The organism is Burkholderia mycopellens (genome assembly GCF_964265025.1).
GTDB lineage: Bacteria > Pseudomonadota > Gammaproteobacteria > Burkholderiales > Burkholderiaceae > Burkholderia.
The window spans coordinates 196,521-212,155 of record NZ_OZ183804.1 but is presented as its reverse complement, the minus strand read 5'-3'; the positions used below and the strand labels follow the sequence as shown (position 1 = coordinate 212,155).

At 66.3% G+C, this 15,635-nt stretch carries 16 protein-coding genes and 1 pseudogene; 7 read left to right on the top strand and 10 right to left on the bottom strand.

The window, feature by feature from the left end:
• Positions 1–5: 5 nt before the first annotated feature.
• Positions 6–1,709, top strand: a complete 1,704-nt coding sequence (locus ACPTTC_RS34905; protein ID WP_423395901.1) for a cyclic peptide export ABC transporter — start codon at positions 6–8, stop codon at positions 1,707–1,709.
• A gap of 203 nt (positions 1,710–1,912) precedes the next feature.
• Positions 1,913–2,803: a helix-turn-helix transcriptional regulator gene (locus tag ACPTTC_RS34900; protein ID WP_423395900.1), complete on the top strand. Its 891-nt coding sequence runs from the start codon at positions 1,913–1,915 to the stop codon at positions 2,801–2,803.
• A gap of 296 nt (positions 2,804–3,099) precedes the next feature.
• Here ACPTTC_RS34900 and ACPTTC_RS34895 read toward each other — a convergent pair whose 3' ends face one another.
• The 3 genes from ACPTTC_RS34895 to ACPTTC_RS34885 all read right to left on the bottom strand — a co-directional run bounded on the left by ACPTTC_RS34895 (position 3,100) and on the right by ACPTTC_RS34885 (position 5,527).
• Entirely contained in the window at positions 3,100–3,921 is an 822-nt protein-coding gene (locus ACPTTC_RS34895; protein WP_423395899.1) for a helix-turn-helix domain-containing protein, read from the bottom strand.
• A 184-nt stretch (positions 3,922–4,105) separates the two neighbouring features.
• Positions 4,106–4,609, bottom strand: a complete 504-nt coding sequence (locus tag ACPTTC_RS34890) for a hypothetical protein (protein ID WP_423395898.1) — start codon at positions 4,607–4,609, stop codon at positions 4,106–4,108.
• 741 nt (positions 4,610–5,350) lie between these two features.
• Positions 5,351–5,527, bottom strand: coding sequence for a hypothetical protein (locus tag ACPTTC_RS34885; protein WP_423395897.1), 177 nt, complete (start codon positions 5,525–5,527; stop codon positions 5,351–5,353).
• 3 nt (positions 5,528–5,530) lie between these two features.
• Between ACPTTC_RS34885 and ACPTTC_RS34880 the strand changes: the two genes are divergently transcribed.
• Positions 5,531–7,279, top strand: a complete 1,749-nt coding sequence (locus tag ACPTTC_RS34880) for a cholesterol oxidase substrate-binding domain-containing protein (RefSeq protein WP_423395896.1) — start codon at positions 5,531–5,533, stop codon at positions 7,277–7,279.
• A gap of 79 nt (positions 7,280–7,358) precedes the next feature.
• On the opposite strand, the gene ACPTTC_RS34875 is transcribed toward ACPTTC_RS34880, so the two are convergent.
• Both ACPTTC_RS34875 and ACPTTC_RS34870 read right to left on the bottom strand, forming a co-directional pair.
• Positions 7,359–7,625 (bottom strand): hypothetical protein, encoded by a 267-nt coding sequence (locus tag ACPTTC_RS34875; RefSeq protein WP_423395895.1) that lies wholly within the window; start codon positions 7,623–7,625, stop codon positions 7,359–7,361.
• Positions 7,622–8,065, bottom strand: coding sequence for a GNAT family N-acetyltransferase (locus ACPTTC_RS34870; RefSeq protein ID WP_423395894.1), 444 nt, complete (start codon positions 8,063–8,065; stop codon positions 7,622–7,624). The genes ACPTTC_RS34875 and ACPTTC_RS34870 overlap by 4 nt, the downstream gene beginning before the upstream one ends.
• 83 nt (positions 8,066–8,148) lie before the next feature.
• Between ACPTTC_RS34870 and ACPTTC_RS34865 the strand changes: the two genes are divergently transcribed.
• Positions 8,149–8,418, top strand: a complete 270-nt coding sequence (locus ACPTTC_RS34865) for a hypothetical protein (protein ID WP_423395893.1) — start codon at positions 8,149–8,151, stop codon at positions 8,416–8,418.
• 50 nt (positions 8,419–8,468) lie between these two features.
• Here ACPTTC_RS34865 and ACPTTC_RS34860 read toward each other — a convergent pair whose 3' ends face one another.
• On the bottom strand, positions 8,469–9,170 hold the full coding sequence (locus ACPTTC_RS34860; RefSeq protein ID WP_423395892.1) for a TetR/AcrR family transcriptional regulator: 702 nt from the start codon (positions 9,168–9,170) through the stop codon (positions 8,469–8,471).
• Positions 9,171–9,222: 52 nt separating this feature from the next.
• On the opposite strand from ACPTTC_RS34860, the gene shc reads away from it, so the two are divergent.
• On the top strand, positions 9,223–11,277 hold the full coding sequence (shc, locus tag ACPTTC_RS34855) for a squalene--hopene cyclase (RefSeq protein WP_423395891.1): 2,055 nt from the start codon (positions 9,223–9,225) through the stop codon (positions 11,275–11,277).
• Positions 11,278–11,302: 25 nt separating this feature from the next.
• Here the strand turns inward: shc and ACPTTC_RS34850 are convergent, their stop codons facing one another.
• Together ACPTTC_RS34850 and ampC are read right to left on the bottom strand one after the other, a co-directional pair.
• Entirely contained in the window at positions 11,303–11,965 is a 663-nt protein-coding gene (locus ACPTTC_RS34850; protein WP_423395890.1) for an ankyrin repeat domain-containing protein, read from the bottom strand.
• Between the two features lie 401 nt (positions 11,966–12,366).
• The gene (ampC, locus tag ACPTTC_RS34845) at positions 12,367–13,536 is read right to left on the bottom strand and encodes a class C beta-lactamase (protein WP_423395889.1); all 1,170 of its coding nucleotides are present in this window, start codon (positions 13,534–13,536) and stop codon (positions 12,367–12,369) included.
• Between the two features lie 368 nt (positions 13,537–13,904).
• Here ampC and ACPTTC_RS34840 point away from each other — a divergent pair, with 368 nt between their 5' ends.
• Positions 13,905–14,261: a hypothetical protein gene (locus tag ACPTTC_RS34840; protein WP_423396592.1), complete on the top strand. Its 357-nt coding sequence runs from the start codon at positions 13,905–13,907 to the stop codon at positions 14,259–14,261.
• A gap of 6 nt (positions 14,262–14,267) precedes the next feature.
• Here ACPTTC_RS34840 and ACPTTC_RS34835 read toward each other — a convergent pair.
• Both ACPTTC_RS34835 and ACPTTC_RS34830 read right to left on the bottom strand, forming a co-directional pair.
• A pseudogene (locus tag ACPTTC_RS34835) lies at positions 14,268–14,492 on the bottom strand (alpha/beta hydrolase); the annotation flags it as partial.
• A 28-nt stretch (positions 14,493–14,520) separates the two neighbouring features.
• Complete coding sequence (locus ACPTTC_RS34830; RefSeq protein ID WP_423395888.1) at positions 14,521–15,003, bottom strand: hypothetical protein; 483 nt, start codon at positions 15,001–15,003, stop codon at positions 14,521–14,523.
• Positions 15,004–15,423: 420 nt separating this feature from the next.
• Between ACPTTC_RS34830 and ACPTTC_RS34825 the strand changes: the two genes are divergently transcribed.
• On the top strand, positions 15,424–15,558 hold the full coding sequence (locus ACPTTC_RS34825) for a hypothetical protein (RefSeq protein WP_006767081.1): 135 nt from the start codon (positions 15,424–15,426) through the stop codon (positions 15,556–15,558).
• Positions 15,559–15,635: the final 77 nt, after the last annotated feature.

Sequence of the window (15,635 nt, the reverse complement as noted above, 5' to 3'; positions counted from 1 at the left end):
CACTCATGGATTCCGCTCAAAGCAAATCGCCGCCATGGCATTCCGCCGTCACCCTGATGTGGCGCAGTCATCCCTGGCTGACGCTGGGCACGGTCCTGACGGGCCTCGTCAGCGGCGTCGCGTCGATCGTGGGCGTCGGGTTGATCAGCACCGTGCTGCGTGACCCGGACGATCGACAGACGCTGTTGCTGATCTTCATTGCGGTGAATGTCGTCGCGGTGGTCTGCAGGAGCTGCGCTGCCGTGATGCCTTCCTATGCCTGCATGAAAGTCATGACGCGATTGCGCGTCAACCTGTGCAAAAGGATCCTGGCGACCCCGCTGGATGAAATCGACCGGCGCGGCGCCCCCAATGTCCTGACCATGCTGACGCAAGACATTCCGCAGCTGAGCCAGACCCTGCTCACCATCCCGACGATCATCGTTCAATCGGTCGTCCTGATCTGCAGCATCGCCTATCTCGCCTACCTCTCCTGGATCGTGTTCGCTTCGACGATCATCCTGACCATCGTCGGCCTGGTGCTTTATCTGTTTTTCTATCGAAAGGCGGTCAATTTCACGGAGCGGGTTCGCGATGAATTCGTCCAGTTCAACGAATATACCCATGGCCTCGTGTTCGGAATCAAGGAGCTCAAGCTCAACCGGGCCAGGCGACGCTGGTTTACCCGGGCCGCGATCGAGTTGTCGTCGAAGCGCGTGGCGGGATTCAATTACATCGAACGCTTCTGGTTCATGAGCGGCGACAGCATCGGCCAGATCACGGTAGCGGTCCTGCTCGGATGCCTGCTGTTCGGCGTGCCTTCGCTCGGCGTCGTGGACCCGTCCGTACTCACGGCGAGCATTCTGGCCGTGCTCTACATGATGGGGCCCTTGACCATGCTGATCAATATCCTGCCGGTGGTGGCCGAAGGCAAGACCGCGCTCGCCAGGCTGGCTGAATTCGGTTTCCTGATCGACGACACGCAGGATTCACGCACCGAGCCGCCCTCTCCGGGCACCGTGGAATCCCCGTCGGCGAAGTCATGGAAGGTCATCGAGTTGAACGAGGTGACGATGAACTACCGCGACGACGCGTCGTCGGTCGACTTCGTGCTCGGCCCGATCAACATGACGATTCATGCGGGCGAACTGGTCTATGTCATCGGCGGAAACGGCAGCGGCAAGAGCACGTTGGGCAAGGTGCTCAGCGGCCTCTATGCGCCTACCGGCGGCACCATTTCCCTCGATGGAAAAATCATCGACGACGAGGCCAGGGAACGCTACCGAAACCTGTTTTCCGCCGTCTTCACCGATTTCCATTTGTTCAACCGCATCATAGGACCGGATCGGGGCAATGAACGCATCGAGCTTGCCCGGAAATACCTCGAAACCCTGAAATTGGCGGACAAGATCGAGATTTCCGGCCGGACGTTCTCGACAACCCGGGCCTTGTCGACCGGGCAACGCAAGCGCCTGGCGTTGCTTTGCGCGTACATCGAGGATCGTCCGATTTATATCCTGGACGAATGGGCCGCCGATCAGGATCCGATCTTCAAGCGATTTTTCTATGAAGTGCTGGTACCCGATCTGAAATCCCGCGGGAAATGCGTCGTCATCATTACCCACGACGATCAGTATTTCAAGCTGGCGGATCGGGTCATTCGCCTGGATAGCGGCCGCATCTTCTCCGATACGGCCCTGTGCGACGCCCGGGCCGAAGCTGCCGGATGAGCGGCGATCCGGATGCGGACACGGTGCGCGCTGTCTGTCGCCGACGGGCGGAACAGCCGCCGCGCGCCGTACCGGATTCGGCGACCGGCGATGCTGCGGCTGTCCCGGCAATCCGTTACAGACGCGTGCGCGGGCGGGTGTTTAAATCATGTCGGCATCCATGCGCACAAGCGCAGCTTCAACGTCTCATCAGGAATCCTTTCATGGAGTTCAGCAGATTGTTCGCACACGTCGGCGAAGCGATCTCGAGCAGCGGCAGCCGACGTTTCCCCCGAATGATGTACAACCTGATCTCCGCGGCGGTCCCCGTCGACGAGATCCGCATTTCGGAGCTTGCGGTCGACGCCGCGCCCGACGGCAATCCCGGGGTGCGCAGCCTCGGTGCGGTCGGTGCGGCGCTCGCGAAGGCCGACCCGGCCGCTGCCTGTTGCGGGCCGCAGTTGCCGCCGCACGCGGCTGCGAGCCGCCTGCACGTCGACGACACGCTCGCCGGCCACGACCCGATCCACGCGCAGCTCGACCGTTTCGTCCTCATGCAGGCGGCGATCGTGTCGCCGCGTTGCGCGCAATTCCACCTCGTGACCCGCAAGCGGAACCACTGTTACGTGATCTCGTTGTATCGCACGAGTACGTTCGACGATTTCTCGCCGCTGGAGCGGACCTTCCTCAAGGAACTCTCGCACGTGCTGTTTCCGATCGTCGCGAGCCATGTCGCGGCGCGCGATTCGGCTGCACCGGCCGCCCGTATGATCACCGCCGCGCCGCCGGCGACGCAATCGGGCCGGGAGCGCGTGGCGCGGCGGTTCGCCGACCGGCTGCGGCAAGCCGGCGTCAAGCTGTCGACGCGCGAGATCGAGGCCTGCACGGCACTGCTGGCCGGCGACACGGTGCCCGCCATCGCCGTACGTTTCGCGCTGCGCGAAAGCACCGTCGAGACCTACCTGAAGCGGGCAGCCGTCAAGCTGGGCTTCGGCGGGCGTCATGGCCTGACGCGCTGGATGCTCGACGAGACGGCCGGAGCCGCGACGGAAGCCGGCCGGGACGGCGCGAGAAGCGTGCGGCGCGACTACGCGCCGCCGCGCATCGGAACCTGACGGCCCGCTGCCCGAACGCGCATGCGTGGCGGCATGGCGTGCGTCGGGTGCGGCACGCCAGGCACTTCAGCGCGCGCAACGCCGACGCAGGCGACGCACGAAACAACAGGACGGCTGCCGCCGGCCCCCACCTCGAGTCGCACGCCGGCAATCCGGCCGGCGACGCAGCCCGGGCTGCCATACCCGATGACATCGTCGTCATCGCCCGCTACGACGAGCGTCGGCGCGGGCACGCGCGTCAGCCATCCCGGCACGTCGGCCGGCGGTGTTCGTCGTGCGTCGACGGTGTGACGGCGTCACGCCGCCGACGCGCACGGCACGGAATCGTCGATCATCCATTTCGTGAGCCCGTGCCGGCCGCTGATGCCGAGCTTCACCGCGGCGCGCTTGATGTACGTCTCGACCGTACTCTCCTTCACGCCGAGCTCGCCGGCCATTTCGCGCAGCATCTTGCCCGCGAGCAGGCCGAGGCACACTTCGTTTTCACGTGCCGACAGCGCAACCCCCGCGCGCGCGAGCCGCGATTCGAACTCGTGACGCAGCGCCTCGACGCCGGGCATGCCTGCCGCCGCACCGGGCGCCGTCGTGCTTTCGAGCTCGCCGTGCCGGCGCGTCGACGCATGCCACTCGACGAGCGGCAGCAGCGTATCGGCGAAATTCTTCAGGAACGACATCTCCTGCAACGAGAAGTCGCGATGCGATGCCGTGCGATGCAGCGAGATCACGTAGCGGCGATTCGCCTTGCCCGACACGAGATGGCACTGAAATCCGCCGCCCGGTCCGCGCGACGGCGCGGCTTCGCCGCCATTGCCGCCCCGCAGCAGCGGATTGATGTGAATGAGCTGCCGGTCGCAGGCCGCCAGGATCCGGTTCAACGGCGGATGCGCGGCCGGTTCCCGCTCGCCGTGCGAGGCCGGCGCGCCGCGCCCGTCGCCGCCCGGCGCGCCGAACGCGCCGAGCGACTGGACGCGGACGACTTCGCCCGCCGGCTCGTCGAGCGTCCATTCGGTCATCCGGGTGATCGCGAGCGGAATCGATTCGACCAGCAATGCATGCATGTCGGATGCGAACCGCTCACTGCCGGCGCTCGAAATCACCTTCCCGAGCTTCGCGAACATCTGATTCTCCTTGTTGTGCGTGCTTGAGGACGTGGCGCAACGCCGGCACGGGTGAGCCGGCACGGTTTGCGCGGCGCGCATCTGGCCTCGCTGCGTCGCGCGCCTTCTTCGGCGGGCCACGCGCCGCCGCCATCGCGCGCCGATGCGTTCGGCTCACGCGATACGACGGCGCGCCGTTCCCTGTTCAGCCCGATGCGAGATCGCATGCGGGGACGGTGGCCGCGCCGCATTCAACGGTCGGCTGCGGGCCCAATGCGTCGGCGCCCCATTCGCGATCGCACCATCGCGCGTCGAATGGCACGGCAACGTGGCGCGGGCCGTCGGGCAAGCATCCATCGCCCGCGATCCGTAAGACGCAGTGCGCGTGCGAACGATCTTCAGGCGCGGCGAATGCCGCCTCGACACTGACGATCGAGCGATCCGATGACAAGCGTGAAACAGGCACGATGTTTCCCCCGTATTGGACGGCGCGATGCGGTCGGCGTCGTATTGATGGACGATCATGACTGGCGAAGCTGCAACAGGCTGAAACGTCCATTTCAAGCGATGCGCGTTGCTGGATGAAAACGCGTCGCCACCAGACGTGCTGAATACCTGAATTGGAAAACCCGGCGCCGCCCCGGAGTGGGCGCGTGCCCGGCGAATTCAACGAAAAATCGCGATCAAAAAGCGAAACGATTCTTTCCATTGAATTTTATCCATGTATATCCCAGCCGCGTATGATAGCGACGATTTAAGACATTTGTGGTTAACCTGACATCTATTTTTAAATCACACCGCTCGCGAACCGGAAATCGCTCAATCCACACGCCACCCATTGGCATGATTATGAATGCGCGGATAAACCAACATCCGCTTACCACGAACTTTTGCAACAATCACCCAAGCGACGCATACCACGAATTTTCATCCGGGCGCCTTATTCGATCAAAGAATTTCCGAATTTCACCATACCCACCCGCTCACCGAGCTGGCTTCAAATATTGTCCACCTGACGTTATTTCGATTCGCTCAACGATCGATTCAATTCGCGCGGCAGCAAAGCATAATTTCCGCCTCCAGCCTGCGACAGGCTTGCCACCGATACCGGCGTTGCAAAATATCCACAAGGGGAGAAGTCACCTCTCGTCACGAAATTTCCATATTAAGTAATCGGAAATTCGTCAACCCCGCCGCTTGCCACCCGACAGATAAATTGCTAGGCTTTCGACCGAAATACATGACATATCGTCAATCAATTTTGAACATCGGCCGGGTTTATTTAAAAAACCGAAACATGGGAATTAATATTCACGTGAAATCATTTTTTATCGATCGCCTCGGCTAGCGCTTCGCCGCACGCGATTTCGTCGAATCTCCCTATCTGCTTGCCGCCAGAATGGGCCGACGGCCAATTGAAGAAGTCGCCCGGCGGTTTTTCGATGTCCTTTTAGATGCCCATGGTGATGCGCGGTCGCGCATTGCCGAACGCACCGTCTTTTTCAATCCTGGCCTGCCAACGCGCAACGCTTTCCACGCGCCGTGCCTGCTCGAATTGCCACACGAGTCTCAACGCGTCATTTGTCGTCTTTCCAATCTGCAAAACAATTCCGAACAATTGGAGCACACCATGAGTCACGACTTCCGAGACGAACCTGCGCCGCGTCGCGCCTTCCTGGCCGACATGGCAAAGCTCGCGGCGGCCGGCATCGTCACCGGCTGGACCCCGCTCTATCAGATTGCGGCGCATGCGCGGACAGCCGGCGACACCCCGCCCGGCTTCCCGGCCGACATCCCGCTTTACAAGCAGGCGTTCCAGAACTGGAGCGGCGAGATCGCCGTGCAGGACGCATGGACCGCCGCGCCGCGCTCCGCCGACGACGTCGTCGCGACGGTCAACTGGGCGCGCGCAAACGGCTACCGGATACGCCCGCGCGGCTACATGCACAACTGGTCGCCGCTGACGCTGGACCCGGGCGCCGGCGCCGCGAACCTCGTGCTGCTCGATACGACGAAGTCGCTGACGGCCGTCTCCGTCGACACGACGGCGCGTCCGGCGCGCGTCACCGCCCAGACGGGCGTCTCGCTGGAGTCGCTGCTCGCGACGCTCGAGCCGTATGGCCTCGGCGTGATTGCCGCGCCCGCACCGGGCGACATCACGCTCGGCGGCGCGCTCGCGATCGATGCCCACGGCACCGCGGTGCCGGCGGCCGGTGAAACCTTGCAACCGGGCCACACCTACGGCTCGCTGAGCAATCTCGTGGTCGCGCTCACCGCGGTCGTGTTCGATCCGGCCCGGCAGCAATACGTGCTGCGCCGGTTCGAGCGCAGCGATCCCGAGATCGGCGCGTTCCTCACGCACATCGGGCGGGCGTTCATCGTCGAAGTCACGCTGACGGCAGGCCCGAACCAGCGGCTACGCTGCCAGAGCTACGTCGACATTCCGGCATCCGAACTGTTTGCGCCGGCTGGCGCGACGGGCCGGACGATCGCGTCGTTTCTCGACGCCTCGGGCCGGGTGGAAGCCATCTGGTTCCCGTTTACGACCAAACCGTGGCTCAAGGTCTGGACGCCGACGCCCAGCAAGCCGTTCCTGTCGCGCGCCGTCACGCAGCCGTACAACTATCCGTTCTCCGATTCGATCTCGCAGTCCATCTCGGATCTCGTCAAGCGGATCGTGATCGGCGGCGAAGGCGGATTGACGCCGCTGTTCGGCCAGACGCAGCTGGCCATCACGACGGCCGGTCTCGCACTCACGCTCAGCGGCGACATCTGGGGCTGGTCGCGCACCGTGCTGCAGTACATTCGACCGACGACGCTGCGCGTCACCGCGAACGGCTACGCGGTACTGGCGCGGCGCGCCGACGTGCAGCGCGTGATCAGCGAGTTCGTGCAGTTCTATCAGAACCGCGTCGACACGTACAAGGCGCGCGGCGAGTATCCGATGAACGGTCCCGTCGAGATCCGTGTCACCGGTCTCGACAAGCCGGCCGATGCCGGCGCGGGCGCGGTCGTGCCGGCCTTGTCCGCGCTCAAGCCGCGCCCCGACCGGCCGGAATGGGATACCGCCGTATGGTTCGACATCCTGACGTTGCCGGGCACGCCGGCCGCCGATCGCTTCTATCGCGAGATCGAGCAATGGATGCTCGCGAACTACACCGGCTCGTATGCGACGGTGCGCCCGGAATGGTCGAAGGGCTGGGCCTATACCGACACGGCCGCCTGGCAAGACGACACGATGCTCACCACCACGATTCCGAACCTGCATCGTGAAGGCCAGCCGGCGTCGAGCAACTGGGATACGGCGCGCGCGACCCTCGAACGCTACGACCCGCACCGGATCTTCCGGTCGCCGCTGCTCGACCGGCTGATGCCGTAGCGATCCCGGCGGAAGCCGGCCGCCACGGCTGTCACCGGACGGATCACGATGACCGTGCGCGAACCGGACAGGTTCAAGGTCATTCAGGACGTGGCGAACGGCAAGCCCGAGCCGTGGCGAACGGCAGCGTCACGGCGAGCGCCGGCCGGGCGGCGCAATGCTTCATCACGCGATACGACACCCAGCCACCCGCGCCCTTGACGACGAGCATCAGCGTGCGGAACAGGCCGAACGCCCAGGTCGCGCCATGCATCGGCACGAGCGCCTTCAGCACCACCGGCCAGTCGCTCTCCAGCACCGACACGACGACGCCGAGCAGCATGCGGTACCGCAGGTGGACGGTCATTGGCCGTCGTTGCCGCCGGACTCGAGCAGCAGGTACTCGCCGTCTTCCGCACTGCCGCAGCCGATCTCGACGAAGCCGCACGCGGCATAGAACGCCAGCGCCGGCGCGTTGGCGCGCAGGCACTTGAGCCGGTAACGCGTGGCCGGCCAGCCCGGCAGCGCGCGCAGCAGCGCCCGGCCGACGCCGCTCCGGTGGTGCGGCCGGTGCACGTGCAGGTGGTGGATGAAGTGGTCGGGCTCCCAGACCGACACGAAGCCGGCGAGTCGCCCGCCGTCGTCCTCGGCGACCCTCAACCGCTCGCCTTCCGTCTGGGCCTCGAAGTCGGCCAGCTGGAACGCGCCGGCCGGCTGCCAGACGAAGGTCTCGCGGCGCGAGCGCAGGAACAGCTCGCGCAGGGCCGGCGTATCGGCGGCCACGGCGTCACGTACGATAATCTTCATGATTCGCTTACCTCGCGGCAGTTGTGGTTGCCGGGCCGGCACAGCCTGGCAGGCTCTCCATCACGTCGGTGACGAAGCGCTCGGTGTCCCAGCTGTGGTCCATCGTCGCGCCCAGCCGTGTGATGACCGCGCGGCACGACGACACGTTGCTGAGCCCCGCCGGGCAGCGTGACTGGTTGCGCGCGTCGCAGCACACGGTCGGCTTCCGCGAGTTCGACGGTGGGCACTTCTATCTGTTGGAAAACCCGGCCGTCGTTCAGCACGCGATCGGCGAGGCGTTGGCCGATGCGGTACGGTGCGACACCGCTGAGGCTTCGTCCAGCCAGTGCCGCCGACATCGACGCGCGCCGTGATGCCGGCACTCGCGCGCTCGCCAGGACGGCCAGACGCCGCGACGCAGGCATCACGAGGCGCCGTCGCGCCCCTTCGGAAACACGCCGCGGCTCATCGCGTCGAGCTGCCGGACGATCTCCGCGCGCAACTCGGCCGACACCTCGATGCTGTCGAGCAGTTTCGAGATCCACAGCCCGTCGGCGGCGAGCCGGCAAATCATCAAGGTCGCGGCCTGCTCGAGCGGCACCGGGTCGGGCCGCGCCCATTCGCGCATCGGCACCGACCATCGCTCGCGCGTGTCCTGGTCGGTAATCATCGACGCAACCAGCACGCGCAGCACATCGGTGCTCGCAGCCGGATGCGACTCGTCGAGCACCGCATGCACGTACGCCCGCGCCGCCGCACCGGCGCCGTCGGCATCCGCCGCCACCCGCGCGGCCATCTGCGCGGCGAACCGCTCGGTCGCCTGACCGAACAGCGCATCCAGCAACCCCTGCTTGTTCGCGAAGTGATATTGCAGCGCGCCCTTCGTCACGCCGGCGCGCTCGGCCACCGCGTCGAGCGTCAACGCGGCCACGCCGTGATGTGTCGCGATTTCCGATGCGGCCGCCAGCAACTGCGCGCGCACCTGATCAGGCGCTTTTTTTCGACGCACGCCGGCGGTGGCGGCAGCCGGCGCCGACGATGCCACAGGCGCCCGCGCACCGGCCGTTCCAGCCGGTTCGACGGGCGCGGACGCAGCGTGCGGCGCAGGTTCGAGGTGTTTTTTCATGGTGCGGATGGTAGCACCCGGCGTCTCGATATAAACATTCCGGCCGGATGGTATGATCCGCCGCATGACGACATCCACCCCCTCCCCCTGGTCCGCGCTCGATACCGCCATCGCCCGCGGACGCGACGCCCTCGTGCGTCTCCAGCAGCCCGACGGCAGCTGGTGTTTCGAACTCGAATCCGATGCGACGATCACCGCGGAATACATCCTGATGATGCATTTCATGGACAAGATCGACGACATCCGCCAGGAGAAGATGGCGCGCTACCTGCGCGCGAACCAGCGGCTCGACACGCACGGCGGCTGGGCGCTGTACGTCGACGGCGATCCGGACGTGTCGTGCAGCGTGAAGGCGTACTTCGCGCTGAAGGCGGCCGGCGACAGCGAGCATGCGCCGCACATGATCCGCGCGCGCGACGCGATCCTGAAACTCGGCGGCGCGGCACGCTCGAACGTGTTCACGCGCATCCTGCTCGCGACGTTCGGCCAGGTGCCGTGGCGCGCGACGCCGTTCATGCCGATCGAATTCGTGCTGTTCCCGAAGTGGGTGCCGATCTCGATGTACAAGGTCGCGTACTGGGCGCGCACGACGATGGTGCCGCTGCTCGTGCTGTGTTCGCTGAAGGCGCGCGCCCGCAATCCGCGCAACATCTCGATCCGCGAGCTGTTCGTCACGCCGCCGGACGAGGAACGTCACTACTTCCCGCCCGCGCGCGGGATGCGCAAGCTGTTCCTCGCGCTCGACCGCACGGTGCGTCATGTCGAGCCGCTGATGCCGAAGCGCCTGCGGCAGCGCGCGATCCGCCATGCCGAGGCGTGGTGCGCGGAGCGCATGAACGGCGAGGACGGGCTCGGCGGCATCTTCCCGCCGATCGTGTATGCCAATCAAATGATGCAGGTGCTCGGCTACCCGGACGATCACCCGCATCGCCGCGACTGCGACGATGCGCTCGAAAAGCTGCTGGTCACGCGGCCCGACGGGAGCATGGTTTGCCAGCCGTGCCTGTCGCCGGTGTGGGATACCGCGTGGAGCACGATGGCGCTCGAGCAGGCGCGCGGCGTGGCGGTGGCGGAAGACGGCGAGCCCGGCGACGCACGGCGCGCACTCGACGAGCGCATCGCACGCGCATACGAGTGGCTGGCCGAACGCCAGGTGAACGACCTGCGCGGCGACTGGATCGAGAACGCGCCGGCCGACGTCCAGCCGGGCGGATGGGCGTTCCAGTACGCGAACCCGTATTACCCCGACATCGACGACACGGCGGTCGTCACCGCGATGCTCGATCGCCGTGGCCGCACGCATTGCAACGCGGATGGCACGAACCCGTATGCGCCGCGCGTCGCGCGCGCGCTCGACTGGATGCGCGGGCTGCAATCGCGCAACGGCGGCTTCGCGGCGTTCGACGCCAACTGCGACCGCATGTACCTGAATGCGATCCCGTTCGCCGATCACGGCGCACTGCTCGATCCGCCGACCGAGGACGTGTCGGGCCGCGTGCTGCTGTGCTTCGGCGTGACGAAACGCGCGGACGAACGCGCATCGCTCGCGCGCTGCATCGACTACGTGAAGCGCACGCAGCAGCCCGACGGCAGCTGGTGGGGCCGCTGGGGCACGAACTACATCTACGGTACGTGGAGCGTGCTGGCCGGCCTCGCGCTTGCCGACGAGGACAAGTCGCAGCCGTATATCCAACGCGCGATCGAATGGCTGCGCTCGCGGCAGCATGCGGACGGGGGCTGGGGCGAGACGAACGACAGCTACATCGACCCGAAGCTGGGCGGCACCAATGGCGGCGAGAGCACGTCGAACTTCACCGCGTGGGCGCTGCTCGCGCAGATGGCGTTCGGCGACTGCGAATCCGATTCGGTGAAGCGCGGCATCGCGTATCTGCAGTCGGTCCAGCAGGAAGACGGCTTCTGGTGGCACCGCTCGCACAACGCGCCGGGCTTTCCGCGCATCTTCTACCTGAAGTATCACGGCTATACCGCGTACTTCCCGCTGTGGGCGCTCGCGCGCTATCGGCGGCTGGCGGGCGCAGCGGCGGCGCGGGCTTCGGCCGCGCGCGGTGCGGCGGCAGTCGCCGCACCGGACACGGCGGTCGCCTGAGCGCTCACATGGCGGCGCAAGGCCGTCACACGAAGCCTTCGTCAACCAGCGTACAACCCTGCGCCGTGATCTCGTGCCGCTGGCCCGAGCCCCCGGCCACGCGGCTCCAGCTTTCGGACACGAGCACGGCCGCGGCGCCGTCGTTGCGCAGCGCATAGCCGAATCCGCCGTACATGCCCGGCACCGCGAACCACATGCGTGCGGCCTGCGCATCGAGTTCAAGCAGCGGTTCGAGTTCGGGCAGGCGCAGCGCGTCGACGCGCAAGTGTGCGATGCGGCCGAGAATCATCTCGTGGAAGTGGCGCTGGATGTCGCGCAGCGTTTCGTCGGGTACGAAGCGCCGCGGCTGCGGCGTCAGCAGATCGACGAGATGTCGATGCCCGCGCTGCTCGGCAAGATCGACCGGGCGCGCGCCATGTGCATCGCGCAGCATGCGCCACGCGCCGAGCTGCAACAGCTCGACGACAACCTCTTCCGGTGCGCCGCCGCAGGCCGCCTGATGCAGCGGCGTATAGCGCGACGTGCCGCCCAGCCGTGTCGCGTTGACGAGCCTCGACTGCTTCGCCACGAGATCCAGCATCGTCGCCCAGTCGCCGTTGCGCGCCGCATCGGCCAACGCATGCCTGCGCGCGACCTCGGCTTCGTCGAGCACGTCGGCGCCCGTGATTCCATCCCATGTGATGCTCAATCGGCTCTCCTCGTGTTTCGCGCCAGCGCTATCGTAGCGCGATCACGCAATGCCTCTTCGGATAGACGACGCATCGAGCACGTCATGATCCAGCAGCAGGTTCAGAAGCTGGCGGCGTGATTCGATGCCGAGCCGACGCGCCTGCCGCGCCCGCGCCATCCAGGTTGCCGCCGCACGCGCCGAGCACGCCGGCCAAGAGCAGCCCCCACAGCAGCCGCGCGCGAGTGGTCTTCCGCATGTTCCCCCCTGACTGGACTATCCGGACACGCCCGGAGATCTGCCCGGATTCTGCACAGGGGATGCGATGCACGTATTTCGTTTTGCAGAAGCGTGCCGATACAGGTATCGGTTTTTTTGGAGAGAGCCGGCCAGGTGGAACGGCCGGCTCGTCGGTGGAAACGTTACCGCCGGCCGTCGAGCGCCGCGAGGATCCCGTACGCGGCCTTCACGCGGTCCTCGTTCGGATAGCTGCGGTTCGCGAGCATCACGATCGCGATCCGCTTCGACGGGACGAACGCGACATAGGTACTGAAGCCGTTGGTCGAGCCCGTCTTGTTGATCCACGTATCCGCGCTCGGCGCGAGCGGCGGCTCGATCGCGGTGGCCGGCAACCCGTCGCGCAGCATCTTCATCGAGTTGCCTTCGAGCAGCGTCGGCAGCGCGACCGGATACGGATACTGTTCCCAGATCAGGTCCTGCGTCAGCGGCCCCGCGCGGAAATAGCCGGTGTGCGTGCGTTCGAGCGCGCGCTGCAGGCGCGGCGCGGTTCCGGTCAGCCCCATGTTCGCCTGCACGAAGCGCAGCAAATCGGCCGCCGTGGTCCGGACGCCGTACGCCGGCTGCCACAGCATGCCGCCCGTCATCCGGATGGGCTTGCCGTCCTGCGTATAGCCCTGCGCGTAGTCGGCCTGGCGTGCTTCCGGCACGTCGATGTACGTGTGCGTCATGCCGAGCGCAGGAAAGAGCCGCTGCTCCATCAGCGCCGCGAAATCCTTGTGCATCGCCTTCGCGGTGAGCCACCCGAGCATACCGACCGACACGTTCGAATACGTACGGTACGTACCCGGCGCATGCGCGGGCCGCCAAGCGCCGAGATAGCGGATCAGGCCTGCGTCGTCGCGGATGCTGTCCGGCACCTGCACCGGCATGCCGCCGGACGTGTGCGTACCGAGCTGCAGCAGCGTCAAGACACCGAACGGCTTGCCCTGCAGCGCGGGCAGGTACTTGGCAGCCGGGTCGGTGAGCGACAGTTCGCCGCCCTCCTGCGCGTCGGCCGCGAGTGTCGCGGTCAGTGTCTTGCTGACGGAGCCGATTTCGAACAGCGTATCGCCCGTGACGGGCTTGCCGGTTTGCGTCGACATCACGCCGTAGTCGAACACGTAGGGCTTGCCGTCGGCGACGATGCCGACCGCCATGCCGGGAATCGCATACTGCTTCATCAGCGGCGCGATGTGGCGGGTGACGGTGTCGTGGAGATCGTCCTGCGTGGCGGCGGCCGCGCGGCCGGCCGTGGCGGCGGCGCATGCGGCGACGAGCAGGGTCGCGGCGAAGCGTGTCGCGTTGAATCGCATGGTTGCGGTTCCCTTGATTTCTGATGGTTGCGTGAACAACGGATCCGGCCGCGCCACGCGGAAATCGCATGGCCGGCCTGCCGAAGCAGGACTATCTCCTGTCGGCACGCGGCGGACAATCGACGATATGTTGCGCGAGCCTAAAGAAAAACTAATGAGATACCCGAAGCCTTGCGTTGCCCGGACGCCATTCAGGAACGCTCGCCGGTTTGCCGGAAAACCTGCCGGTTTTAACAGCATGCCATTCGACGACCGAATCGCACCGCGTCGAAAATCGGTGAAAAAGAGATAAGTCTTGTCAGATCGGCATACGCGGGTACGCGGCGCGATCGAACGGGCATCCCGACGCGCGCGCGTGCACGGCGGCCATGATCCTGCGCGGCTACGGACACCGCGCGGGCGCATTCGGCTTCGCCCGCGACGGCGCGCATTCCCGCCATCGCTACATCGACGAACTGCGACGGCACGCCGAAGGCGGTCATCCGGCGGCGATGGCCGCGTTATCGGGTTTCCTCTGCGACGGCCGCGACAAGTCGCACTACCACTACCGCGAAAGCGTGCGCTGGATCATGGGCGCACAGGCCGTCGCCCCCGACGACGAATACGTGCTCTACATGACGCGCGCATGCCACGAGGACGGCATGCTCGGCAAGCTGTTGTACAAGCTGCACCGAAAGCAGATCAAGGCGCACGAGATTCCGGGCAGCGACAACGCGATGGTGTGAGCCCCAGGGCGACGAACGCGCGGGCCCACGGTCGGGCCGGATGAATTCATCGTGCTCGCCCGGCACGATCGTAACCGGTACGGCGATCGCCGCGAGATTCCGCGCGCTGTAATCCGGTTGCGTGCGCATCGTTTCGCCGACCGCCGCGACGCATGCGTCGAACCGGTCCGGCGTCGCGCACGGTTCCGCGTCGTCCTTGCGGTGCCGCGCGAAGCAGCGGAACAGGGCCGGTCGTCGCGCGGGCTGCGGCCGCAGCCGGTCAGGCCTGCGTCGACACCAGCCCGCCTGCCGTCGAGCCACCCGTTTTCTCGATCGCCGCCGCCAGTTGCGAGATCGCGGTCGCGAGCGCGCCCGAGATCGCGCCGGCTTCCGCGCTCAGCGACTGCTGTTCGACCGCGGCGGCCGGATCGTCCTTCGCGCGCTGCGCCGCGCTCGCCATCTGGCGCTCGATCGTGGCCAGCTGTTTCTGCAGCCGATCGATCAACGCTTTCAGCTGGGCGACCGCCGGGCTGTCCGACGATCCGCCCGAGCCGCCGAGCGTTTCGCCGGTGGCGCCGGTCGAACCCTGCGTGCCGGTGGCGCCCGTCGTGCTCGTCGCACCGGTGGGATTCGTCGCGCCGTCGGTGGACGACGTTGCGGCGGGCGCGGCCGAGTGGGTCGCCGCGGCGCCCGACGACGTATTCGCGGTCAGGCCGCCGTCCGCCAGCGGGGCGCGCGTGGTTGTGGAGAAATCGATTTGCATGGTGTCGGTCCGTGAGTCGGTTGTGTCGGTAAACGACGAATCGTGACGGGGGCAGGAACCACCTTCCAACTCGTTTACGGCATTCGTCACACGAAACTTGAGTCTCGGGGACGGACGGGATTTGCCGAAGATCGCCGCGTTTTCGCCGCGAAAGGGCCAGATTGGCGACACGGCGGCGCTGGTAAAATTGCCGGTTTGCCGGCCCGGATTCGCGTGCCGACCGCCGCGGGGCTCGAGCGCGCGACGCCGCCGGCCTCGACTCCCGTCCTTCCGGGTTCGGCGCGCCCGCCACGCGCGTTGGCGCCGCGGTCGAGGCTTCGCGGCCGGCTTTTCCGTCCGCCGGCATGCCCCGCGCGCCGATTCGCGCGGCGCACGCCGTTCGGCGCGCACTCACTTCATCACGCATTCGAGGAACACACGATGGCCCGCATCGGCGCCTTCTGCATCACGACGTGGCTTGCCGCCGCGATTCTCTACTTCGGCCAGCACTCCGTCGCGATGATCGTGTTGAGCGGTGTCGTCGTCTTCGGCGGATTCGATCTGCTGCGTCCGTAAGCGCGCGTGGCGGCGACGCCCTGCGCGGCCGCGACGGCCGACGCGACTGTGATAGCCTCTCCCGCACCATCCATCAC

Bases quoted from the DNA above. Each gene is read 5' to 3' on its own strand.
- ACPTTC_RS34905 (WP_423395901.1), top strand. From the start codon at position 6: ATGGATTCCGCTCAAAGCAAATCGCCGCCATGGCATTCCGCCGTCACC.
- ACPTTC_RS34900 (WP_423395900.1), top strand. From the start codon at position 1,913: ATGGAGTTCAGCAGATTGTTCGCACACGTCGGCGAAGCGATCTCGAGC.
- ACPTTC_RS34895 (WP_423395899.1), bottom strand. From the start codon at position 3,921: ATGTTCGCGAAGCTCGGGAAGGTGATTTCGAGCGCCGGCAGTGAGCGG.
- ACPTTC_RS34890 (WP_423395898.1), bottom strand. From the start codon at position 4,609: ATGGAAAGAATCGTTTCGCTTTTTGATCGCGATTTTTCGTTGAATTCG.
- ACPTTC_RS34880 (WP_423395896.1), top strand. From the start codon at position 5,531: ATGAGTCACGACTTCCGAGACGAACCTGCGCCGCGTCGCGCCTTCCTG.
- ACPTTC_RS34875 (WP_423395895.1), bottom strand. From the start codon at position 7,625: ATGACCGTCCACCTGCGGTACCGCATGCTGCTCGGCGTCGTCGTGTCG.
- ACPTTC_RS34870 (WP_423395894.1), bottom strand. From the start codon at position 8,065: ATGAAGATTATCGTACGTGACGCCGTGGCCGCCGATACGCCGGCCCTG.
- ACPTTC_RS34860 (WP_423395892.1), bottom strand. From the start codon at position 9,170: ATGAAAAAACACCTCGAACCTGCGCCGCACGCTGCGTCCGCGCCCGTC.
- shc (WP_423395891.1), top strand. From the start codon at position 9,223: ATGATCCGCCGCATGACGACATCCACCCCCTCCCCCTGGTCCGCGCTC.
- ampC (WP_423395889.1), bottom strand. From the start codon at position 13,536: ATGCGATTCAACGCGACACGCTTCGCCGCGACCCTGCTCGTCGCCGCA.
- ACPTTC_RS34840 (WP_423396592.1), top strand. From the start codon at position 13,905: ATGATCCTGCGCGGCTACGGACACCGCGCGGGCGCATTCGGCTTCGCC.
- ACPTTC_RS34830 (WP_423395888.1), bottom strand. From the start codon at position 15,003: ATGCAAATCGATTTCTCCACAACCACGCGCGCCCCGCTGGCGGACGGC.
- ACPTTC_RS34825 (WP_006767081.1), top strand. From the start codon at position 15,424: ATGGCCCGCATCGGCGCCTTCTGCATCACGACGTGGCTTGCCGCCGCG.